This window comes from Halostagnicola alkaliphila, assembly GCF_055379965.1.
Window position 1 is genome coordinate 2,191,178 of sequence record NZ_AP043826.1, and the last position, 21,753, is coordinate 2,212,930.

Below are 21,753 nucleotides of genomic sequence, written 5' to 3' on the forward strand. Positions count from 1 at the left end.
CGAGTACCAATATGTTCGCCCCGTTGCAACCAACTGGGAATGATCGAAAGCTCGACTTATGAGGGCCTCTTGACCGTGTTCCCGACAGCACCTCTGTTACCGCCATCATTATGCGAGCAGGTCGTGACCCTCCAGTATGGACATCTATACCGGTCGTGGAGACGACGGGGAGACCGACCTCCGGACGATGGATAGGGTGTCGAAGGCGAGTCACCGGATCGAAGCCTACGGCACGGTCGACGAACTCAACGCCGTCATCGGAACGGCTCGGCCGGCCGCTTACGACGACCTCGAGGCGAAACTCCGGGAGATACAAAATCACCTCCACGTCGTGCAGGCGGACTTCGCGAACCCGGAACCGGACGAGGACGATCCCCGGATCGAATCCGAGCACGTCGAACTCCTCGAGGAGTGGATCGACGAGTACGACGACGAGCTCGACCCTCTGACGTCGTTTATCCTCCCGAGCGGCGGCGATCTCGGGAGCGGCCTTCACTACGCTCGAACGATCTGTCGACGGGCGGAACGACGCGCCGTCGCGCTGGCCGGCGAAGAAGAGATCAACGACACTGCGGTCACGTACCTCAACCGGCTCTCCGACGCCCTGTTCGTGTTCGGTCGCGTCGGAAACGCTCGGGACGGGGTCGCCGAAGAGAGTCCGACCTACTGAGTTCCTCGGATTCGTCGACTGGACGGTTGGTCCTCGGCCGACGGAACGGCGGTCCATTCGTGAAGACAACCGGCCGAGCAAAACCGCAAGTCGATCGGTTCGGGAGGTAAGTCACTCACGTCCGCTTCGGTCCCAGCCGCGGAACTTGTTTCCGTCCCAGTCTCGGTATCCGTCCACGGCCGGGTTTCGGGATCAGTTTTTGGCCCGGTTGCGGCATCTGCCTTCGAACCCGTCTTCGGATGCGTCCTGAGCGTGTACGCGATTTCGTCAGCGGACCCGCAGTTGTCACAACTCATATCAGTTCGATCGAGTGGGACGTTCTTGAGTATGCGATGGTTTCTCTGTCTCGTCCTCGAGTAATACCGAATTACCGACGCTCGAGTCGTCCGCTCTCGGCGGTGGGACGGAGAATCGCCGTCGGCAACCCGCGGATCAGCTCCACCACCCGTCGGTCGTATCGAAACGCTTACTCCCGACAGGCCGGTGCGATTGTATATGAGCGACGACGCCGTTACTCCAGAGGACGTCCGCCACGTCGCGTCGCTGGCCCGGGTCGATCTCGAGGACGACGAGATCGAACAGTTCACCGGCCAGTTCGCGGATATCCTCGAGTACTTCGAGACGTTAGACGAGGTTCCAGCGGTGGACCAGGACGCAGAGCTCACGAACGTCATGGAACCCGACGAGGTTCGTGAGTCACTCGACAGCGAGTCGGCACTCGAGAACGCCCCCGAAACCGAAGACGGCTACTTCAAAGGGCCGAACGTCTCCTGATCATGTCCGAAAACATCTTTATCACCGAAGAGACGCTCCAGGGCGACGACGACGGCCCGCTGGCCGGCAAAACCGTCGCGGTCAAGGACAACATTTCGACGGAAGGCGTTCGAACCACCTGCGGGTCGAGGATGCTCGAGGAGTACGTTCCGCCCTACGACGCGACGGTCGTCTCCCGACTCAAGGACGCCGGTGCGACGATCGTCGGCAAGACCAACATGGACGAGTTCGGGATGGGGACGACGACCGAAACCTCCTTTTTCGGTTCGACGGACAATCCCGCCGCACCCGGCCACGTTCCCGGCGGCTCGTCGGGTGGCTCGGCCGCAGCCGTCGCCGCCGGTGAAGCCGACCTCGCGCTCGGCTCCGATACGGGCGGCTCGATTCGCTGTCCGGCCGCCTTCTGCGGCGTCGTCGGTATCAAACCGACCTACGGACTGGTTTCGCGGTACGGGCTTGTCGCCTACGGGAACAGCTTAGAACAGATCGGCCCCTTCGGCTCGAGCGTCGAGGAAGCCGCTTCCCTGCTCGAGGTCATCGCCGGACCGGACGATCGGGACGCGACCACGCACGAACCACCGTACGGAGACGAGAACGAAAACGCGGATGGCGACACCACCTCCTACGCGTCCGCCGCCGACGGCGACGTCGAGGGTCTGACGATCGGCGTTCCCACGGAACTGCTCGAGGGTGCGGACGAGGGCGTCGTCGAGACGTTCTGGGACGCGATCGAGGATCTCGAGGCCCAAGGTGCGGAGTACGAGGAAGTCAGCCTCCCGTCAGTCGAACACGCCGTCGAGGCCTACTACGTGATCGCGATGTCGGAAGCCTCCTCGAACCTGGCGCGGTTCGACGGCGTCCGGTACGGCCACGCCGCCGGCGAGAAGGGCAAAAACGACAACTGGAACGAGGCGTTCTCCCAGGCCCGAAAGGAAGGGTTCGGCGACGAGGTCAAGCGCCGTATCCTGCTCGGAACGTACGCGCTCTCGGCCGGCTACCACGACAAGTACTACAAGAAGGCACAGGACGCCAGAGCGTGGGTCAAACAGGACTTCGACGAGGCGCTTTCGGAGGCCGACGTGCTCGCCTCGCCGACGATGCCGGTTCCGCCGTTCGAACTGGGCGAGAGTCTCGAGGACCCGCTGACGATGTACCTCGCCGACGCCAACACGGTGCCGGTGAACCTCGCTAACCTCCCCGCGATTTCGGTTCCCGCGGGTGAGACTGACGGACTTCCGGTTGGGGTGCAACTCGTTGGTCCAGCCTTCGGCGAACGCGAGATTATTCGAGCCGGTAGCGCGCTCGAGTGAGAAACGGACCAACCGGCGGTCACTCGTTTTCGATACGTTCGCGGGGCGTTTCGTAGCCGTCACAATCGCGTGATACGAATCCTAGCGTCGTCTCCCATCGATCGAATCGGCGGAGTGGTGCCTACGGCGGAAGACAGCAGCGAAAAACGATCGCAGGTATCGACAGAAGTCGTTCGGCGACCGATCGTTCAATCCTGATACGCGAGGTTCATGATCCACTGCGAGAAGGCGTCGCTGTTCGGGTCGACCTCCTCCTCCCCGATGAACGGCGACAGCATATCGCCGGCCATCAGGTGCGTAAAGTCCAGATCTCGGGCGGTCGGCGTGATGTAATAGGTGTTGTGTCCGTCGTACACCGTATCTTCGCGGTCGACGAGTTCCTTCTCGACGAGGGATTCGACAATGCGACTCCCCTTCCGAGAGGAGACGTCGAGTTCCTTCCAGAAGTCGCTCTGGTGGATGCCCCCGGAGTTGCGGACGAGTTCGAGACCCGCTCGTTCGTCCGCGGAGAGTTCGGCTTCGGCGGTCGAGAGACTCACGGAGCCCACCTCGCGAGCGTACTCGTGGCTACGAACGGATGTGCGCGCATATCACAAAGACAGTGGGCAAGGCGCTTAAATGTGGCCTTCGAGGTCGCCGCCCGAGGACAGTTCATCGTAAGCGGTTCGACACGGCGGGCCGTCTGCGAACTCGTAGGTCGGCGTTTCGCCGAGTGCGATCAACGAGGACGACCGCGTGCCGAATCCGTCTCGGTGGATACAGACGCCGTACTCGTGATCGCCCAGAACGTCGCCCGCGCGCTCGAGCCACTCGTCTGCGAGTTCGCCAGAATTCGCCTCGAGTTCGTCTCGAACTGACCGGGCGTTACTCGCTTGCGCTCGAGCCAGTTCCGGGCGAACTGACGGGATCGCGACTTCGTCGTCGACGGCCACGTTGACCACGACGTGGACGCCCGGCTCGAACTCGAGGCGTTCCAACTTGCCGTCCCACGTGTAGCAGTAGGCCTGCTCCGCGTCGGCGACGGTGAGGTTGAATCCGCCGTACTCGTGTTCGTCGGTCGCCGTCTCGATCGTCCGAGCCGCTTCAGCCGCCGACTCGGCCTCGAGGACGTCCGCGACCAGTAATCCTCGAGAGCGATTCCCGGCGAGGTCCGCGTCGGTCCAGCGGTTCGTGATTCCGGCGAAGACGCCGTGCTCGTTATAGCCGATCCAGGTCCCGCCAGCTTCCCTATCCCGCGGCGCGATCACTAGCGGGTCCTCGTGATACACGCCGGGGACCGTCGACGGACGCTCGAGGGCTTCGTCCCTGTTCGCCGCGACGGCGACGGGCGCCTCGTCGAAAACCTGCCAAGCGAGCGTCAGTGTACACACGTGTGAACGGAGGATCCGACGGTTTATATGCTATTGGCCAGCCGGATTGGCCGCCGTGTAACCGCTCCGAGAGCAGCGGGCTCCGACAGCGATACGGCTCTGCTACCGATACGACTGCGATAGCGATACGACTCCGACAGCGAGACAGGTCGGATGTCCAACTCGACTTGCGTTACTCGACATCCGCAACGGCAGATTCGAACGTTCGTTCTTCCGTAACGATGATCGTTACCTCCGCATCGTCGCTCCCTTGACAACTCATTTCGTCCAGCCGGTCGACGATTTCGGCGTGCTCGAGGACGAGTTCCTCGTCTTCCAGTTCGACGTGAACCGAGTACTCGCCCGCGCTTTTGATCCAGGGCCCGTTCAACGGTTTCTCGTCACCGTCGGCTTCGTCTCCCGACGCCTCGAGGTCGTACGTTTGATCGTGAAAATGCGAGCCGTCATCGCGGACAGTGACATTGAGCGTCGCCGGCTCGTCGGATCGATTGCGGCCTCGGAGTCGTCTGAACCGGAGGTGATTCCGACTCGAGTGTAGCGACGAATACTTGTACCAATTGTATCCACTCACCCCGAGCCCACTCGTACCGACCGCGCCGACGGCTCCGATGAGGAGCGATCGACGGTTGATGGAGGGTTTCATAGTTGCGTTGGTAACATCCAACATTCATAATACTATCGGGTATTTGACCCGATAGTGGGCGAACGGACTGCCTGAGTATCGGTCCTCGAGGTTCTGTAGAGCTCGGGTACAACACGGCAATTCGCGCCACCATCGAGAAGGCGCCAAGGCGCTATGGCCGCCCGAACCAAATTAGTCGAGAGACGCCGCGTCGATGTCGTCCGTCTCGAGGGCAGTCCGAACGGCCTCCCGGTCGACGGTTCCCGACGCCGTCCGCGGAAGCGAATCGTCGAAACCGATCGTCTTCGGCTGTTTAAATCCGGCTAGCCGTCCGTCACAGAACTCGAGAAGATCGTCGGCGGACACGCTCTCCGAGGACGCCGTCGGGACGACCAGCGCGCCGACGCGCTCGCCCCACTCCGGGTCCGAGAGGCCGACGACCGCGAGTTCCTCGACAGCAGGATGTGACAAAATCACGTCCGCGACTTCGCCCGGATCGACGTTCTCCCCGCCCGTCACGATTCGATCGCTACGGCGGTTCAGCACCCACAGGCGACCGTCCCGATCTCGATAGCCGATGTCCCCCGTGTGCAGTCCGCGTTCGCCGAACGCGGTTTCCGCCCGCTCGTCCTCGAGATATCCCGGCGTCACCGTCGGCCCCGAGACGACGATCTCTCCGGGTTCTCCGGGCGCTTTCGGGTCTCCGGATTCGTCGACGACGGTAACAGTCGTAACGGCGAGTGGCTGTCCGACGGTTCCCTCGTGCGCTCGGGTCTGTTCGGGCGTCGCCGTCGAAATCTGTGACGCAGTCTCGGTCATTCCGTAGGTCGGATAGGCGGGTATTCCGGCTTTCCGCGCTCGCTCGAGTAACTCGCTCGAGGCCGGCGCACCGCCCAGTAGAACGAATCGGAGCGAGTCGGGGTCGCTCCACCCTGCGTCGAGCAGTCGCTTGAGCATCGTTGGAACGAGTGAGACGCCGCTGATATCGTATTCGCCGACCGCTCGAGCGGTCGCTTCCGGCTCAAATTCGCGCTGGATGACGAGGGGCGTCCCGTAGAGCACGGACCGGATCGCGGGGGCGAGTCCGCCCATGTGATACATCGGAAGACAGCAGAGCCAGCGATCCGTCGGAAGAACGCCCAGTCGAAACGCCGATGCGGTCGCACTCGAGACGAGGTTTCCGACCGTCAGTCGCACTCCCTTCGGTTCGCCGGACGTTCCGGACGTAAACAGGATCAGAAACGGATCGTCTCGATCGAGGACGGTCGGCTCGAGAGTCGCCGTGGCCTCGCTCGAGTCGCTCGGAAGCGGCCGAACACGAACGGGATTCGAGCCCGAATCGGTCGGCTCGTCGACGGAGAAAATCGGTCGATTCGCGCTCGAGATCGCCAGGGATTCCGTCTCCCGCTCGCAGATCACGGCCTCGAGATCTGTCCGCTCGATCTTCGATTCGATCTCGGTCGCCGTCTCGCGGACGTTTAGCGGAACGAGGATGGAGCCGGTTCGCATCGCCGCGAAGACGAGCGTCGCGAACGCGGGGCGGGTCTCCATCAGGACGCCGACGCGGGCGGACGAGTTACTGCAATCGTCGTCCCTACCGGCTTCGACGATTGACTCGAGACCGGCCGCAACGCGGCCCACGCGCCGATCGAACTCGCGGTAGCTCCACCGCTCGTCGGTTTCGATATCGATCAGCGAAGTCTTCTCGGGCGTCGTCTCGCGCCGATGAGTCAGCAGATCCGCAGTCGGCCAGTCGACGGACTCGCGCATTACTCGGACCAGAGGCCCGAAACCCCAAGACCCTTCGCCTGCGGGATGACCGCGGATCCGCTTTCGAACAGCACGGGGTCGCGAGCCAGATCCTCGGCGAGTAACTCGCCCGTCGCGAGACCACAGGCGGGCAGATCCGGAATCGCCGCCGCGAGGTGTACGGCACCCGTTCGGGCGACGACGGCATCGATGGTCGTGGTCACGATGGGCGTTATCTCGAGTTCTCCGAGCCAAGCGGCGACCTGCTGGGTGATATCCAGCCCCCCGAGTGCCATGGGTTTCAGGACGATCGCATCGGCCGCACCGGCTTCGCAGATCGAATCGACCCCGTGCTCGAGCAATCCTTCGTCGAGACCGATGTCGACGCCTCGACCGCGTAGTGCTGCATGCCCCTCGAGCGCACCCGCCGGAAGGGGCTGTTCGAGAATCGAGACGCCGTCGTCGGCGAATCCCTCGATCGCGGACTCGGCCTCTTCGATGGTCCACGCGCCGTTCGCGTCGGCTCGAAGCTCGACGCCGGGACCGGCGGCCGCTCGAGCCTGCCGAACGCGTTCGATATCCGCTTCGACGGACCGGACGCCGACTTTCAGCTTACAACAGTCGAATCCGCGCGAAACCGCCGCTTTGACTGCGTCTGCGGTCTCTCTCGGTGCTCCGTCGCTGATGGTCGCGTTGACCGGAACCCGACCGACGAGCGAGTCGGTGCTGAGGTACTGGTACAGCGGCGTCGATTCGCGCGACGAGCGGAGGTCCGCGACCGCCAGCGTCACTCCGTGGCGAGCCGCCACGCGGTCGTCGACGGCGTCGATCGCTTCGGTTATTCCCTCCGCAGAAAGCGCCGCGCTCGCCCGTTCGAGCCCTCGTTCGCACGCCTCGAGGGACTCCGTCCAACCCGGCAGCGGGGTCGCTTCGCCGTAGCCGACGGCGTCGCCGTCGGACAGTTTCACGAGGAAGCCCTCCCGGCGCTCGATCGGCCCGTGGGCGGTTTCGAGCGGCGACTCGAGCGGGAGCGAAAAATGCCGGAACGAAAGTGTCGGCGTCATCCGAGTATCAGCCCCGCCGCGAAGAGTATCGAGAAGATCGTGAGCAGTTTCCCGGTGTCCTCGAGTGCGGGATTGAGCGCCGCTCCGTCGGTTCGATTCAACATCGTCCGCGTAATCATCGCGGCGTAGGGTATCGTCAGGAGCGGGAGGAGGACCAGCAGTTCGAACCCGGCCCCGAGCCAGAACCAGAGCGGTACCGCGTAAGCGAGGAGCAGTAATGCGACAAACTCGACGCGACTCCAGCCGTATCCGAGCCGAACCGCAAGCGTGTGTTTACCCGTCTCGCGGTCGGTCTCCCGATCCCGGACGTTATTGACGACGATCATCGCCGTCGAAATTCCGGCGACCGACAAACTGGCGACGAACGCCGTAATCGTAACCGTTTCGTCCGGGATCGAAGTCGTTAGCGGCTCCGCGTGAATTGAAGCGGCCTGGACGTAAAACGTTCCCATCACGGCGACGACGCCGAAGAAGACGAAGACGAACAGATCGCCCAGTCCGTGGTAGCCGAGCGGATAGGGGCCGCCGGTGTAGGCCCACCCGCAGAAGACGCTCACCAGCCCGATGACCAGGATCGGGAGGCCGCCGACGTACACCAGGTACGTTCCGACGAGGACGGCGAGTCCGAACGTGACGATCGTCGCGAGTTTGACCTGGCTGGGCTCGATGAGCCCCGACTGGGTTACTCGAGTGAATCCGTCCCGGTCGTCCGTATCGGCCCCCTTCTTGGCGTCGTAGTAATCGTTCGCGAAGTTCGTTCCGACCTGAATCAGTGCCGCTCCGACGAACGCCATCAGCGCCGGAAGCGGTGCGAACACCCCCTCGTGAACCGCGAGCCCGACTCCCACGATTATCGGCGCTGCGGCCGCTGGCAACGTCTGTGGCCGAGCAGCCATCACCCAGGCTTTCGTCCGCGAAACCGCTGCCGTACTCATTACTCGAGTGTCCCACTTCAGGGAGTGTCAACGTTGGCATTGCGGTTGAACACTCGGAGCGGGGCGCAACCGCCTCTCGAGCGGCGTCGGTCATCCCGTTATTCCGAGCGATGGAGCACCTGATTGGCGCGACGTTAGTACTGCCAGGGGTACTCCGAGAAGTCCGGGTCTCGCCCCTCGACGAACGCGTCCCGGCCCTCTTTGGCCTCGTCGGTCATGTAGCCGAGCCGCGTCGCTTCGCCGGCGAACACCTGCTGGCCGACCATCCCGTCGTCGGTCATGTTGAACGCGTACTTGAGCATCCGCATCGCCGTCGGGCTCTTCGAATTGATCCGCTGGCCCCACTCGAGTGCGGTTTCCTCTAACTCCTCGTGGGGAACGACCTCGTTGACCATTCCCATCTCTGCAGCCTCCTCGGCGGAGTAGGTCTTGCCGAGGAAGAACACTTCGCGAGCTTTTTTCTGGCCGATCTGTTTCGCGAGGTACGCGGAGCCGAAGCCAGCGTCGTAGCTCGCCACGTCGGGATCCGTCTGGAGGAACTTCGCGTGTTCGTCGCTCGCGAGCGTGAGATCGCAGACGACGTGCAGCGAATGGCCCCCGCCGACGGCCCAGCCGGGAACCACGCAGACGACGACCTTCGGAATGGTGCGGATGAGTCGCTGAACCTCGAGGATGTGAAGCCGTCCCTGTTCCGACGCGCGCGCTCGCTGGCTCTCCCCGCTCGCGTTATCAGAGGCGTGTTGCGCCTCACTCACCTCGTCGTCCTCGTACTGGTAGCCGTCTTCACCGCGAACAGTCTGATCGCCGCCGGAACAGAACGCCCAGCCGCCGTCTTCGGGCGACGGACCGTTCCCCGTCAGCAGAATACAGCCGACATCGGTTTGGCGTTTGGCGTGCTCGAGCGCGTCGTACAGTTCGTCGACGGTGCCCGGCCGAAACGCGTTGCGAACGGCGGGGCGGTCGAACGCGATGCGGACGGTTCCCGAGTCGACCGCTCGATGGTAGGTGAGATCGCGAAAGTCGAATTCCTCGATCGGTTCCCACCGCTCCGGGTCGAAGTGTTCTGAAACCATGTCCAAAACTGGGGACCTGGCTGTGAAATAGGTTCGGCTCGCGGGTCCGACCCCTCGTTTCCAACGCTACAGGGCGGATCGAACCCGCTCTGCGAGCGCTTCTCTGCGCCGGTGACTCGCTTCGGCGTCGAACTCGACGTGGAGCACTTGCGTCCCACCGCTTCGGACCGATTCCCGATACCGTTCGGGAAACGCCGCGGGATCGACGGTCTCGAACTCGAGGTCGTACAAGTCCGCCAGCGAGTCGAACTCGAGGCCGTGGGGCGTCTTGAACTGGCCGGTAAACGGGGGATCGAACTCCTCGATCGGAAGCATGTGGAAGATGCCGCCGCCGTCGTTGTCGAGCACGACGATGGTCGCGTCGACGCCGCACCGCTCGACGGCGAGCAACCCGTTCGAGTCGTGGTAAAAGGCCAGATCGCCGGTGACGAGCACGAGCGGGTCGTCCGTCGCGCTGCCGACGCCGAGTGCCGTGCTCGTGATCCCGTCGATCCCGCTCGCACCGCGGTTCGCGAGTACCGTCAGTTCCGCCGACCGCGGTTTCCCGAACCGGTCCGCGTCCCGGATCGGCATGCTGTTCGAGACGAAAATCGACGCCGGATCCGGCGCTTCAGAAAAGACGGCCGAAAGGATCGACCCCTCGAGCGGGCCGTGGTCCGCTTCCGACTTCGCGTCTGCTATCGTCTGCTCGTGAACTCGCCAGTGTGTTCGCTCTGCGGTCTCGAACGCTTCCAACCAGTCCTCGGCGGTCGTTTCCCGCCCCCGAGACTCCTCGAGTTCGTCCAGCACGCCGTCGATGACCGCTTCCGGTTCCGCGGCGATCAGATCGGTCGCGGAGAACGTGGCTTCGCGCCACTCGCCGGCCGGATCGACGAGGAACTGTCGAGCGGAACTGTCTGCCAGGTACTGGCGGAGCGGCTTTGACGTTGGCGACGCCCCGAACCGGAAGACGGTGTCGGGCGTCGGTAGTTTTGAGACGTACGTGTCGTAGCCACCACAAATGGGTGAATCGGAATCAGAAGCCCGGAACTGTGATCCGAACCGGCACCCCGAAAGCGGATCCGCGAGCACCGGTGCGTCGACGGCCCGCGAAAGCCGTCGGACGGGTACCGGGTCGACGCCCGGTGAATCACCACTCGAGTATCCGACGGGATCCGCCGGGCCGGCGACGATCAGCGGTCTGTTGGCCGTCTCGAGTTGCCGTGCGATAGTTCGACAATCTTCGGTCGACGGCTCCATTCGTCCTCGCGCGGTTTCGACGAAGGCGCCGTTTCGACCATCACCGGCGACCGTGTCCTCGACTGATTCCGGTACCGTCTCCGACGCCTCCGTCGGCTCGAGGGGTTTCTGGAACGGACAGTTGAGGTGAACCGGTCCCGCAGGCGTCCCTCGCGTCTCCGCGAGCGCTCGAGCAGCCGTCGTTCGCAGCGAACGCACGCGTCGGCGCTGGGTTCTGGGCTCTGGAAGTTCCGCGTACCACCGAACAGAATCCCCGTAGAGCTTGACCTGATCGACGGTCTGGTTCGCGCCGCTATTGCGCAGTTCCGGCGGGCGGTCTGCCGTGAGGACGAGCAGGGGTACTCGAGCTTGATTCGCCTCCATCACGGCCGGGTGGAAGTTCGCAGCCGCCGTGCCGGATGTACAGACGAGGGCGGTCGGTTCGCCCGTCCGTCGACCTCGTCCGAGTGCGAAAAACGCCGCCGAGCGTTCGTCTAGGTGTGAAAAAACCTCGATTTCGTCGTGCTGGACGAACGCGACCGTAAGCGGCGTCGAGCGGCTCCCGGGCGCGATACAGACAGCCTCGAGTCCGCCCGCAGAGAGCTCCTCGACGAGGATTCGAGCCCACAACGTCGCCTCGTTGGGTGCGTTCGTCATTGGAGTTCATCGAGGATCGGCCTGAACTTGAGTTGGACCTCGTCCCACTCCTCGACTGGGTCGCTGTCCGCGACGATTCCGTTCCCTGCAAAGAGCGTGACTGAGCTGTCGGTCGCGACCGCGGATCGAAGGCCGACGGCGAACTCGCCGTCGCCGTTCCCGTCGAACCAGCCGATCGGAGCGGCGTACCAACCGCGATCGAACGCCTCGGTCGATCGAATCGTCTCCCAGGCGTTCGTCGGCGGGACGCCGCCGACCGCGGGGGTCGGGTGAAGCGCTTCCACGATGTCGAGGACGTGACAATCATCGCTGAGCGTCGCCGAAATCGGCGTCTGGAGGTGTTGTATCGTCGCTAGCTGTCTGATCGTCTGCTCGGAAACGGTCACCGATTCCGCCAGCGGCTCGAGCTGGTCTCGAATCGCCTCGACGACGAGACCGTGTTCGCGCTGTACCTTCTCGCTGTCGCGTAACGTCGCTGCAAACTCGCTGTCGGATTCGAGGCTCTCCCCCCGCGGAACCGAGCCCGCGAGCGCCTCCGTTTCGAGTTGCTGGCCCCGCTTGGAGACGAGCCGCTCCGGCGGCGCGCCGAAAAAGGTCCCGCCCGCTTCGTGGCCGAACAGGAACCGGTAGCAGTTCGGGTACTTCCTGCGCAACCGCTCGAGGGTTTCCGGAACATCGACGGACGCGTCGAGCGTCGCCGTCAGCGACTGTGCGAGGACGACTTTGGTGAGTTCGCCTCGGTCGATACGCTCGAGGGCGGTCTCGACCTGTTCGGTCCACTCGCTCGACGTCGTCGATCTGCTGGTGCCGTCGACGCCGGGCCCGGTTCCGCTCGGGCGCATCGAGGGCAACTCCTCGAGGCGATGTCGCCACCGCTCGAGTCGGTCGGTCGCCTCGTCTTCGCCTGGCGCGGTCGCCGTGAGCCAGACGCCGTCATCGCTGCGCGTGGCCTGGACGGCGGGAAGGATAAACGAGGCCGCCTCGAACCCTTCCCACGGTCCATCCGGGTCGTGACCGTCGTGAAACGATACGCCGCCGAACGCCCGCGGTCGAGCGACTGTCGGGCCGTCGTACTCGAGCCGATCGAACGCTCGTTTCGCATCGGACCGAAGTGCGTCGAATCTGGACGGTCCGCTCGCTCGAAACCGCGTCGCAACGCCAGTTCCTGCGATTTCGAGTCCGTCGGGGGCCGCCCACTGGACGCGTGGCTCGCCTTCGCTGTCGACGACGGCCCCAAAGGAGATGCCCTCGAGTTCACAACTACGACTGTGATACTCGGGGGCGTCTCGCTCGAGCGTTCCTGCCACCTCCCGTCCACCCGACGGTCGCTCCATCGACCATTCCTCGGGACCGGCGTGCCTTCAGCCTAACTATATCGTTCCTCACGCCACGGATCCGCCGTCTCGGAGTAGCCACGACGTTCCCAGTAGCCGAGTTCGGGTTCGGTCAAAAACTCGACGCCGTCGACCCACTTCGCTCCCTTGTAGGCGTACTTATGCGGCGTCACGACGCGGAGCGGACCGCCGTGGTCCCGCGGTAGCTCCTCGCCGTCGAGTTCCCAGGTGAACAGGACATCTTCGCGCATGCACTCCTCGAGCGGGAGATCGGTCGTGTAGTCGTCCAGCGCGGAAAACATGACGTGGACGGCGTCGTCGTGAACGCCGGCGAGTTCGGCGAGTTCGGGGAACGCAACGCCGGTGAACTCGCGGTCGAACGTGCTCCAGCCGGTCACGCAGTGGAAATCCTGCCGTTGCGTTTCGGCGGGAAGCTCCTGAAACTCCTCCCAGGAAAAAGCGAGTTCCTCGTCGACTGCACCGCTGACGGTAAACTCCCACGTCTCCGGATCGAACGGCGGCGTCCCGCTTTTCGAAAGGACCGGGAACTCGCTGGTTTCGCGTTGTCCCGGCGGGAGCCGTTCGTCCCCAAACTCCTCGTAGCAGTCGGTGACGTCTTTCATGTGCGAGCGTTGGCGTCGATACAGGTAGATGTACCGCTCGCCATCCCACCGCAGTACGGTTCGAATCAAACGAGACGATTCACAGTTGGACCGATTCGTTGGTATCCGGGAAACAGTAGGGATACGCGTTCGATCGTTCGGCGACCCTCGCTCTGAGAACTACCGGTAAATGTGAAATTCGACGGACTGCGCACCCCTCGAAACACACCTGAAACGGTCTCCCGGACGTTCAATTTGGTGGTACCGTTCGGAACCCTCGCCACGAATTAGTACGGTCTCATCGACCGTCTTGACGCATGGCTTCAAAACAAGAGATGGGAACGGAACACGTTTCCGGAGAGCAAGCACAGGAAGTCGGCGAACAGGCCCTCGGCCCCGCACTGTTAGCATCGGCTGCGTCGGTCGGGCTGTCGTGGTACTACTTCTTCATCCGCGGAGACCGACAGCGCGGTCTCTTCGTCGGACTCTGGCCCCCGACGATCCTCGCGTTCGCGAGCTACTTCAACCAGCGGAAGATGCGCCAGCAACTCGAGATGATTACCCAGCCCGGTTCGACGATCAAGAACACCATCGACTCGATGATGGGCAACAAGTAGTTCGGACACGCCACCAAAATTCGCGACCCCTTCCAATTTCTCGCGTCGAGGCGCGTATTTTGCGATCGCATCGTTCGAGCCGTGCTTCCTGACTCGTTCGAAACGTGACCGGACAGCAAGCCGTCTTCGAGCTCGTCGATCCGTTCGTATCAGCCAGCGTTCCCAAGAGTGCACAATCCCCGTCAAATCTAAATACCCCCTTGCCGAAACGCGAGTCAGATGCCGAAAGTAGAGATCACTATCCCAGAACACCTCGAGATGCAAATCGCGCAGATGGTCGAGCGCGGTGAGTTCGTCAACCGTGAGGAAGCGATCGAAGACCTCCTGTCGACAGGTATCAAGGCCTACAAAACGAGCGGACCGATGGACGAAGACGAAACGGGCGGCGGTGGCCTCGAAGACGACGGAATGATGGGCCACGACGACGAGTACGTCTTCTAATTCGCGGTTCGATTTCTTCTCTTCAGGCGGCCAGGAGGGGAAGGGCGTAACTGATCGCCAGTCCAACGGCCAGAACGATTGCGCCGATACCGACGTTTTTGAGCGGGAAGTCACTCATCGGCGCGGTCGTTCGGTCCGCCTCGAGATCGTGACCGACGTCTGCTCCCGAATCATCGTCCACTGCGGGTTCGCTGTCGTCTGCCATACCGAGTGCTTTCGGTTTCGATCACTTAAGACCTCCTACGTGCTCGAGAACCGGGCTGTTAGACGACCCGTTCGGAAAGCGCCTCGAATGAGTCGAAGCCATGTCGTGGTCGAAACCATCAAACGCCGGTCGCCCCAACAGGTCGATATGCTCACGAAACGAGTCATTCCCTGTATCGACGTCGATCTCGACGACGAGGGGAATCCCGCCGTCTACACGGGCGTCCACTTCGAGGATCTGAAGTACACCGGCGACCCGGTCGAAATGGCCAAAGCGTACAACGAATCCGGAGCCGACGAGTTCGTCTTTCTCGATATCACCGCCTCCGCGGAGGGACGAGAGACCATGCTCGACGTGGTCTCTCGCGTCGCCGACGAGGTGTTCATCCCGCTGACGGTCGGCGGTGGAATTCGGACGACCGAAGACATCAAAGAGACGCTTCGCGCGGGAGCCGACAAGGTCTCGATCACCACCGGCGCGCTCGAGCGGCCCGAACTCGTCAACGAGGGGGCTCGAGCGTTCGGCAGTCAGTGCATCGTGATCAGCGTCGACGCGCGCCGTCGCTACGACGAAGCCGGCGAAAACTACGTCGAAATCGACGGGGAGTCGTGCTGGTTCGAGTGTACCAAAAAGGGCGGCCGGGAAGGAACCGGCGTCGACGTCATCGAGTGGGCCCGCGAGGTCGAGTCTCGAGGCGCGGGCGAACTGTTCGTCAACTCCATCGATCGGGACGGGACGAAAGACGGCTACGACATCCCGCTCACGACGGCGGTCTGCGAGGCAGTCGACACGCCCGTTATCGCCTCGTCGGGCTGTGGCGGGCCCGAACACATGCACGAAGTCTTTACGGAGGCGGACGCGGATGCGGGACTCGCAGCGTCTATCTTCCACTTCGACGAGTACTCCGTCGCCGAGGTCAAGGACCACCTCGCCGAACAGGACGTTCCGGTTCGACGGTGAGCGGTCAGCCGACCGCTTCAGAAATTCGCAGGCCGTCGCGCTGTCGCGGAAGAAATCCGTTCGCGGATACGAACCAGAATCCGCGATTCAATATCCTTATACACGCGCGGTCGACCGCTACTAACAGTGACGTGGCGATGTGCGTGGTGTGACGAACCGCACGATTCGAACGATCCCCCGTGTGATAGCTGCGGCTACAACTCGTTCAATCGAGTCGAGGACGCCGAGGCGGACGACGGCACGGTCGAGACGGCACCGACCTACGTCTGGGCCTGTACGAACTGCGGGCGAGAGCACATGCGGAACTCGCCGCCCTGTGCCCGCTGTGGAAACCACACCCTCGAGAAGACCAGACAGACCTTCGAGGACGTCGACAACGATCTCGAAGTTCCCGGGTGGCTCGAGGTCGCGAAACCGTACTCGCCGATCATCGTCGTGATCACGCTCGTCGTCGGTCTGTTCGCAACCGGTATCGTCCCGCTGTCGGTTTTACCCGGAGTCGGGGTCGAGGTTCCCGGAGAGGACGCCGAGGCGGAGGGGATCGACCTCGAGGAAACGGCGTTGGTAGTCCACGAGGCGCTGAATGCCGAGCGGGAAGCGACTGACGAAGGCGAAACCAGCGATGGCGGTGAACTCGACGAGGCGCTCGCGTATGACGACGGTCTCGAGGAGTTCGCGACGGCCGAGAATCAACGGATCGTCCTCAGTGCCTACACCGACGAGGAGAGTGAACGAGTTGACTCGACAGAGTTCGACCTCCCTTGCGAACAGGAGCCACAGGGAACACAGATCATCGCCGGATCTTCGATCGAGGAATACGGCTCCGAAGACGATCTCGCAGAATCTGTGACGGAGGAGTTACTGGAGTCACGGGAAACCGATCGAGCGGATCACGGCAGTGAAGGGATCGACGTTCACGTCGGTCCCGATGGAACGGTGTTCATCCTCCATTTCGCGTGCTAGTACCGATCCAAGCGTCGACTGATGAGTAAAGCCGGTTGACCGCTATCGGATTCACTCGTCAGTTCAGGCTTGGATCGCCACTAGTGTCCGTTCGCGCTCGAGTTGGTAACTGCCAGTCTCGGCGAAATCCGTTTGACCATCGTTCGAACGCTTCGACATGCGGTAGGTCGCGGCGATTTGGTGGTGTATCAATCGATCAGGTGGTGGAAAAATCGGCTCACGCTTAACTCCCACGGCGCTCAAAACGTGGTATGGATTCACAGGAAGAACAGGTTATCCGATTGCTCTCGGATTCGACCAATAGAGCGGTTTTGGAGGTGCTCAATGACGCCGCTCAGGATCTCTCGACGACTGAGATCGCCGAACGGCTCGTTTCTCGGGATGATGACGTACTCCGTTCGACGGACTACGACGACAAACTCGAGAAGTGCATCATCTCTCTCCATCACGGTCACCTCCCGCGACTCGACGAGGGAGGGCTGATCGCCTACGATCCCGACGAAAATACGGTCGCATACGGCGATTACACGGCGGCGAACGCTGAGTGGCGGGAAATCGAAGTGATCGACGAACTGCTGTCTCGGTTCAGAACGACGAACCAGTCAGACGAGAGCGCAATCGGAGTGCTCGACGGCCGAGACGAGGTGTATACGTACGCCCGTGAGATGGCGGACAAGGCCAACGAAGAGGTATTTCTCATATACACCTCCGAGGAATTGTTACACGAGGATTGCATCCCGCACGCGAAAAACGCGATCGAACGCGACGTTGCGTTTTACGCGGGTGCGAAAGGGCAAAAAACCCGTCGCTTCTTCAAACAATCTCTTCCCGAAGCGACGATCTGGGAACCCCAGTTGGACTGGATGAACGACTCCTCGAGCTATCCGACGGTCAGTCGACTGATTTTCGCGGATCGCGAGAAAGTCGTCGTCGGCCTCTGGGACGAGTCGTCGCCCGGCGGGAAGATGAACGAGATCGGTATGGTCGGAGAGGGACGAACGAACCCACTGGTAGTCCTCGTCCGGGAACTGTTAGGCCCTCGTTTGGATCATCTCGATTACCAGAGCGAGACCTTCCTGCAGAATCTTCCGTTCGAAACATGACAGAACAACCCCGTTCCGATGACGGTACCGATCGAAAACACTCCAGATCGTCACCGTTCGTCTACAGTATCGACGACGGTGAACAACCGAGCGAAGCGATCGTCAGGGCGGTCGCATCGTATACGGCCACGCCGGCCCTCGACCTCGAACCGCTGTACGACGTTATCGATCCGGACCACGTCGATAGCGTGTTCGAACGACTGGACGAGACCAGCCCCACCGTACTCTCGTTCGAATTCAACGGTTGCGGCGTTACAGTGAGAACCGGTGAAGTTCGCGTTCGGCCGGCCGAAGGCGATAGCGAGCGACGGAGGTAGGTGCAAATATGCTCCTCGCCAGTGGTCGATTTGCTGTGGTTCGGTTATCGCGAGGAGACCCCGAGAATCGTGCTTCGAGAGGAGATCCCGAACCGTGCCTCGAGATGAGCCCTCGGCTCGAGGACACTTACGAATCGCCAAAATACCGGGTCTCGCCGTGCCCGGAACTATGCAGCCGCTTCGAACGCGTCTCGGAACGCCGCCGTCTTGTCGCGAATGTTGCCCGCGCCCTCCTCGAGCGCGTCGATCGGGTCGACGCCCGATTCGGTCTTGATCGTCAGGATGGGTTCCGTCTGTCCACCCGACTGTTCTGGGTTCACGTCGTACGTTGCCGCAGCGATGTCCTCGTGCTCGAGGAGCGTGCCTTTGAGCACGTTCATGAACGTGTGATCCTCTCCACCGATCTCGATCGAAAGCTCGGTCTCCGTACGTTCGGTGACCCGCAGTTCCATACGATTTCATCGGAGCGTCACGTGCTTGTACCTTTCGAAGACACCGTTCGTCCAGTTTGGGCATCGCCGCACGAAGACAGGAGAAAGATAAATCCCTATACCGCTTCGCTCGAACGGGAGGGATATGGATCCGATCGGGGTCGCGTTGGGGCTCGTTCTCGCAGCGACGTTCGTCGTTTCGATTGCGGCTATTAGACGCTTGCACGACCCCGATCAGCGGTGGCGAGACGTGGCCCGATCCCGATTCGTTTTCGGCGTCCCGTGGGGGACGGTCATCGTTCTCGCGTTCGTTCTCGCCGTGTATCTCTTCGTCCAGGACGGAATCTCCGATTTCAGCGATCCGGTCTCCATTCCGTACCGGGCCTGGTCGTACTACTACCCGCTCGGAATGGCCTCGGCATCCTTTACGCACGCGAGCGCGGGACACCTTTTGAGTAATTTCTTCGGAGCGCTCGCGATCGCGCCGATCGCAGAATACGCCTGGGGTCACTATCCGAACGGACGAGACGAGCACTCGAGGACATCCAGATGGACGGATCCGCGAATTCGAGCGTTCGTCATCTTTCCGCTGGCGGTTATCGCAGTCGGACTCCTCACGAGCCTGTTTGCGCTCGGCCCGGTGATCGGTTTCTCCGGGATCGTCTTCGCGTTCGCCGGTTTCGCGATCGTTCGGTACCCGATCCACACGATCGTCGCGATCCTCGGCGGCCAATCTATCTTGCTGACGACCTATCGGGCACTTTCGAACCCGATCGGCGTCTACGTCGCCCAACCGAGCCCCGCGACCGCACCGTCGTGGGCGAACGTCGCCATCCAGGGCCACGCACTCGGGTTTTTCGTCGGCTTCATCCTCGGTGCGATCCTTCTCGAGCGGCGGAACTATCGTCCGAACCCGCTTCACGTCTGGATCTCGATTCTCATCTTCGGGTTCGCACAGGGGCTGTGGCAGATTTACTGGTTCGGGGGACAGAACCTTTTCTACCTGTTTCAGGGGCCCGGCGTCGCGATCGTTACCGCGCTCGCACTCGTCGTCACGGCCGCGGTCACCGCCTCGGATCGGCCGATCGTTCCCGCATCGATCCGAGAACGGTTCACCCGTTCGTCGGAAGCACGTCGCGAGATTCGTGCGAACGTCACGACCGATCGTATCCTCGAGATCGGGGCCTCGGCTCGAGACAAAACGAGGGACGACCTCGAGCGTGTCGCCGCTATCGACCGCGGGAGCCAACCGCGCGATTCGGGGGTGTTTTCGGCACTCAGCGGGCGTCAAGCCGCCTTCCTCGTACTCATCGTCGTGGTCGCGGGCATTTCCGGACCCGCAATTCCGGTCAATCTCTTCGTGATATCGGGAGACACCGCCTCGCCGGACAACTCGATCGCCGTCGAGGACTACACGATCGAGTACGTCGAAGGGGCAGAAAACGAACTCGTCGGCGTCATCGATGTTGGCGCGTTCGGGCAGGATACGACGGTCGAATCGAACGGCGTCATCGTCTCGAGCGACGAACGTCACATCTGGCAGGAAACGGTGACCGCCCACCAACTCGAGTTCAGCGGGGAAGAAACGGTTTCGGTCGGTGGCCCCGGCTGGCGGGAAACCGTCCACGTGGAACGGACCGGCTGGGTTCCGACGGGGAACGATCCGGTCTACCAGATCTGGCTCTCCGAAGCCGACGGCGAGGGACAGCTGGCGTTTACCGCCGACGAGTCGACGGCGGACGTTCAGATCGACGATCGGATGGTCACGGTCGGGACCGACGAGGACGAATTCGTTCTCGAGGTCGAGCTGACCAACGACGACGGTGAGACCGTCGAGTCGGCGGTCGTTGAGGTTCCCGATGATGGCGAGACTGCCCAGGCCGACGGCATCGAGTTCATCCACGAAAATGGCGGAATCTACGCGAGCGCCGACGGAACGATCGTTCAAGTCGCAGAAAAAGAGGAGTACAACGAAATCAAGTGAACTACCCCGCCCTGCTCGGCCTGAAGGCCTCGCTGAGGGCGGGGCTTCCTGATTCCACGACGCACTTTGCAGGAACCGTGGTGGTTCCCGTAGGGAGCACAGTCTCCACAGGCGTTGATTCGGAGTGTCCCACTCCTAGTTGCTCGACGGGAAATTCCGTGGGATAACGCACGCTTCTTGTCCGCTGGCGCGGACTGCGGTGCTCCTTGAGGATGGGGGGCTTAGCGCCTATATTCAGCTAACGACACTGCTTCGGCGTCGACTGAGCGTTACTGCCGATCGCCCGAGTCCCAATCGATTCGAAACACTTCCGCCTCGAGTGTACGGGATTCGTCGGTGTGAAACTCCAGTCGGTTATCCAGCGAAAACGTCGCACGGAACGCGTGAGTAACGGTTCCACCGACGTCCTCCGCGTACGATTCGACGAATTCCTGACTACCCTCGTTGTGGATCGTGTAGGATGTCGCGGCGATCGAGCGGGTCGTCTCGAGAAAGTCGCGGTCGGCGTGACGATTCCCTCGCTGAGCGCCAAACGGCGGGTTCGAGAGCACCGTCGCATCGGTCACTGACAACGGCGGACGGGTAACGTCACCTTGGACCCACTCGAGAGGACTTCGAACCATCGATCCCTCGCTCGAAACACCGCCGACGGAGCGATCAGAGAGTACAGATTGCGCGTTGCGACGAGCGAGTGCGAGCGCGTCGGGATCGATATCGATCCCAATGACGCGGTCGGCGTCGCAGAAACCGGCACCGATCGCGAGCATCCCGGTTCCGGTTCCCAGATCGACGACGGTGTCGCCGGCTAAATCACCTTGTAACGAAGCGAAATGGCAGATATGGGCCGCGACTTCGGCTGGGGTGAGATACTGCTCCAAGTCGGCGGACGGCTCCCTAAAATCCGCAACGTCCTCTAATCGTCGCGCGAGCGTTCGCCGCGAGGGCACGCTCACCGCTCGAGCGGCACCGACGAATCGATCTCGAGCGCGATTCCGTCCCGTCGTGCTCGCTCGAAGCAGGCGTCGAGTGCGGGTCGAACCTTTTCGGGGTCCGCCACGTCGTCGACGGAAACGTGGACCGAGCCGACGCCGAGGAACGAACCGGCGCGAAGGTACTCTCGAATTCGGTCTGCTTCCCGTTGCGTGACGAGCGAACAATCTTCGTCGAACGAGGCCTCGACCGTCAGCCCAGCGGGGAAGAGGCCGTTTTCCTGCAGTTCGGATTTGAGTTCGCGAAGGTAGCTTGGAGCGGTCGATTTGACGGTCTCCGCCTCGAGTCGAACCGGGGTAATATCTTCGGGTTGACACCGTTCGATCGTTTGATCGATAGTGGGGCTCGGTGACGTACTCATTGC

Annotated in this window: 25 protein-coding genes and 1 pseudogene; 10 read left to right on the top strand and 16 right to left on the bottom strand. The window is 62.3% G+C overall.

What is annotated here, in order from left to right:
- The first annotated feature begins 136 nt into the window (after window positions 1-136).
- Window positions 137-670, top strand: a complete 534-nt coding sequence (locus ACZ5C7_RS16225) for a cob(I)yrinic acid a,c-diamide adenosyltransferase (RefSeq protein WP_464377322.1) — start codon at window positions 137-139, stop codon at window positions 668-670.
- On the opposite strand, the gene ACZ5C7_RS16230 is transcribed toward ACZ5C7_RS16225, so the two are convergent.
- Window positions 664-966: a hypothetical protein gene (locus ACZ5C7_RS16230; protein WP_464377323.1), complete on the bottom strand. Its 303-nt coding sequence runs from the start codon at window positions 964-966 to the stop codon at window positions 664-666. The two genes, ACZ5C7_RS16225 and ACZ5C7_RS16230, sit on opposite strands and share 7 nt — an antisense overlap.
- Window positions 967-1,165: 199 nt before the next feature.
- Between ACZ5C7_RS16230 and gatC the strand changes: the two genes are divergently transcribed.
- Complete coding sequence (gatC, locus tag ACZ5C7_RS16235; protein ID WP_464377324.1) at window positions 1,166-1,444, top strand: Asp-tRNA(Asn)/Glu-tRNA(Gln) amidotransferase subunit GatC; 279 nt, start codon at window positions 1,166-1,168, stop codon at window positions 1,442-1,444.
- Window positions 1,445-1,446: 2 nt separating this feature from the next.
- On the top strand, window positions 1,447-2,754 hold the full coding sequence (gene gatA, locus ACZ5C7_RS16240) for an Asp-tRNA(Asn)/Glu-tRNA(Gln) amidotransferase subunit GatA (protein ID WP_464377325.1): 1,308 nt from the start codon (window positions 1,447-1,449) through the stop codon (window positions 2,752-2,754).
- 188 nt (window positions 2,755-2,942) lie between these two features.
- Here gatA and ACZ5C7_RS16245 read toward each other — a convergent pair whose 3' ends face one another.
- The 10 genes from ACZ5C7_RS16245 to ACZ5C7_RS16290 all read right to left on the bottom strand — a co-directional run bounded on the left by ACZ5C7_RS16245 (window position 2,943) and on the right by ACZ5C7_RS16290 (window position 13,399).
- Window positions 2,943-3,293, bottom strand: coding sequence for a helix-turn-helix transcriptional regulator (locus ACZ5C7_RS16245; RefSeq protein ID WP_464377326.1), 351 nt, complete (start codon window positions 3,291-3,293; stop codon window positions 2,943-2,945).
- A gap of 75 nt (window positions 3,294-3,368) precedes the next feature.
- A complete protein-coding gene (locus tag ACZ5C7_RS16250) occupies window positions 3,369-4,124 on the bottom strand; it encodes an NRDE family protein (RefSeq protein ID WP_464377327.1) in 756 nt (251 codons plus the stop codon).
- 172 nt (window positions 4,125-4,296) lie between these two features.
- Window positions 4,297-4,767 carry a hypothetical protein gene (locus ACZ5C7_RS16255; RefSeq protein ID WP_464377328.1) on the bottom strand — a complete coding sequence of 157 codons (471 nt, stop codon included), beginning with the start codon at window positions 4,765-4,767 and terminating at the stop codon, window positions 4,297-4,299.
- 171 nt (window positions 4,768-4,938) lie between these two features.
- Window positions 4,939-6,516 (bottom strand): class I adenylate-forming enzyme family protein, encoded by a 1,578-nt coding sequence (locus ACZ5C7_RS16260; protein WP_464377329.1) that lies wholly within the window; start codon window positions 6,514-6,516, stop codon window positions 4,939-4,941.
- Window positions 6,516-7,559: a mandelate racemase/muconate lactonizing enzyme family protein gene (locus tag ACZ5C7_RS16265; protein ID WP_464377330.1), complete on the bottom strand. Its 1,044-nt coding sequence runs from the start codon at window positions 7,557-7,559 to the stop codon at window positions 6,516-6,518. The genes ACZ5C7_RS16260 and ACZ5C7_RS16265 overlap by 1 nt, the downstream gene beginning before the upstream one ends.
- Window positions 7,556-8,494 carry a 1,4-dihydroxy-2-naphthoate polyprenyltransferase gene (locus tag ACZ5C7_RS16270; protein WP_464377331.1) on the bottom strand — a complete coding sequence of 313 codons (939 nt, stop codon included), beginning with the start codon at window positions 8,492-8,494 and terminating at the stop codon, window positions 7,556-7,558. The genes ACZ5C7_RS16265 and ACZ5C7_RS16270 overlap by 4 nt, the downstream gene beginning before the upstream one ends.
- Before the next feature lie 134 nt (window positions 8,495-8,628).
- Window positions 8,629-9,567: a 1,4-dihydroxy-2-naphthoyl-CoA synthase gene (locus ACZ5C7_RS16275; protein WP_464377332.1), complete on the bottom strand. Its 939-nt coding sequence runs from the start codon at window positions 9,565-9,567 to the stop codon at window positions 8,629-8,631.
- Window positions 9,568-9,633: 66 nt separating this feature from the next.
- Window positions 9,634-11,442, bottom strand: a complete 1,809-nt coding sequence (menD, locus tag ACZ5C7_RS16280; RefSeq protein ID WP_464377333.1) for a 2-succinyl-5-enolpyruvyl-6-hydroxy-3-cyclohexene-1-carboxylic-acid synthase — start codon at window positions 11,440-11,442, stop codon at window positions 9,634-9,636.
- The gene (locus ACZ5C7_RS16285) at window positions 11,439-12,776 is read right to left on the bottom strand and encodes an isochorismate synthase (RefSeq protein ID WP_464377334.1); all 1,338 of its coding nucleotides are present in this window, start codon (window positions 12,774-12,776) and stop codon (window positions 11,439-11,441) included. The genes menD and ACZ5C7_RS16285 overlap by 4 nt, the downstream gene beginning before the upstream one ends.
- Before the next feature lie 32 nt (window positions 12,777-12,808).
- Window positions 12,809-13,399 (bottom strand): sulfite oxidase-like oxidoreductase, encoded by a 591-nt coding sequence (locus tag ACZ5C7_RS16290; protein WP_464377335.1) that lies wholly within the window; start codon window positions 13,397-13,399, stop codon window positions 12,809-12,811.
- Between the two features lie 296 nt (window positions 13,400-13,695).
- Between ACZ5C7_RS16290 and ACZ5C7_RS16295 the strand changes: the two genes are divergently transcribed.
- Window positions 13,696-13,995, top strand: coding sequence for a hypothetical protein (locus tag ACZ5C7_RS16295; protein ID WP_464377336.1), 300 nt, complete (start codon window positions 13,696-13,698; stop codon window positions 13,993-13,995).
- A gap of 219 nt (window positions 13,996-14,214) precedes the next feature.
- Complete coding sequence (locus tag ACZ5C7_RS16300; protein WP_283837373.1) at window positions 14,215-14,436, top strand: ribbon-helix-helix domain-containing protein; 222 nt, start codon at window positions 14,215-14,217, stop codon at window positions 14,434-14,436.
- Window positions 14,437-14,458: 22 nt separating this feature from the next.
- Here ACZ5C7_RS16300 and ACZ5C7_RS16305 read toward each other — a convergent pair whose 3' ends face one another.
- Window positions 14,459-14,641 carry a DUF7550 family protein gene (locus ACZ5C7_RS16305; protein WP_464377337.1) on the bottom strand — a complete coding sequence of 61 codons (183 nt, stop codon included), beginning with the start codon at window positions 14,639-14,641 and terminating at the stop codon, window positions 14,459-14,461.
- 147 nt (window positions 14,642-14,788) lie between these two features.
- Between ACZ5C7_RS16305 and hisF the strand changes: the two genes are divergently transcribed.
- The 4 genes from hisF (at window position 14,789) to ACZ5C7_RS16325 (ending at window position 17,984) form a co-directional block, all read left to right on the top strand.
- Window positions 14,789-15,601, top strand: coding sequence for an imidazole glycerol phosphate synthase subunit HisF (hisF, locus tag ACZ5C7_RS16310; protein ID WP_464378463.1), 813 nt, complete (start codon window positions 14,789-14,791; stop codon window positions 15,599-15,601).
- A gap of 126 nt (window positions 15,602-15,727) precedes the next feature.
- A complete protein-coding gene (locus tag ACZ5C7_RS16315) occupies window positions 15,728-16,564 on the top strand; it encodes a hypothetical protein (RefSeq protein ID WP_464377338.1) in 837 nt (278 codons plus the stop codon).
- A gap of 251 nt (window positions 16,565-16,815) precedes the next feature.
- Window positions 16,816-17,667, top strand: coding sequence for a DUF7344 domain-containing protein (locus ACZ5C7_RS16320; RefSeq protein WP_464377339.1), 852 nt, complete (start codon window positions 16,816-16,818; stop codon window positions 17,665-17,667).
- A complete protein-coding gene (locus tag ACZ5C7_RS16325) occupies window positions 17,664-17,984 on the top strand; it encodes a HalOD1 output domain-containing protein (protein WP_464377340.1) in 321 nt (106 codons plus the stop codon). The genes ACZ5C7_RS16320 and ACZ5C7_RS16325 overlap by 4 nt, the downstream gene beginning before the upstream one ends.
- Before the next feature lie 167 nt (window positions 17,985-18,151).
- On the opposite strand, the gene ACZ5C7_RS16330 is transcribed toward ACZ5C7_RS16325, so the two are convergent.
- Window positions 18,152-18,436 (bottom strand): DNA-directed RNA polymerase subunit L, encoded by a 285-nt coding sequence (locus ACZ5C7_RS16330; protein ID WP_464377341.1) that lies wholly within the window; start codon window positions 18,434-18,436, stop codon window positions 18,152-18,154.
- 124 nt (window positions 18,437-18,560) lie between these two features.
- On the opposite strand from ACZ5C7_RS16330, the gene ACZ5C7_RS16335 reads away from it, so the two are divergent.
- Window positions 18,561-20,399: a rhomboid family intramembrane serine protease gene (locus tag ACZ5C7_RS16335; RefSeq protein ID WP_464377342.1), complete on the top strand. Its 1,839-nt coding sequence runs from the start codon at window positions 18,561-18,563 to the stop codon at window positions 20,397-20,399.
- Window position 20,400: 1 nt separating this feature from the next.
- Here ACZ5C7_RS16335 and ACZ5C7_RS16340 read toward each other — a convergent pair.
- The 3 genes and pseudogenes from ACZ5C7_RS16340 to ACZ5C7_RS16350 all read right to left on the bottom strand — a co-directional run.
- Window positions 20,401-20,547: pseudogene (locus ACZ5C7_RS16340) on the bottom strand (RNA-guided endonuclease TnpB family protein); the annotation flags it as partial.
- A 121-nt stretch (window positions 20,548-20,668) separates the two neighbouring features.
- On the bottom strand, window positions 20,669-21,352 hold the full coding sequence (locus ACZ5C7_RS16345; RefSeq protein WP_464377343.1) for an METTL5 family protein: 684 nt from the start codon (window positions 21,350-21,352) through the stop codon (window positions 20,669-20,671).
- Window positions 21,349-21,750: a DUF7961 family protein gene (locus tag ACZ5C7_RS16350; protein WP_464377344.1), complete on the bottom strand. Its 402-nt coding sequence runs from the start codon at window positions 21,748-21,750 to the stop codon at window positions 21,349-21,351. The genes ACZ5C7_RS16345 and ACZ5C7_RS16350 overlap by 4 nt, the downstream gene beginning before the upstream one ends.
- Window positions 21,751-21,753: the final 3 nt, after the last annotated feature.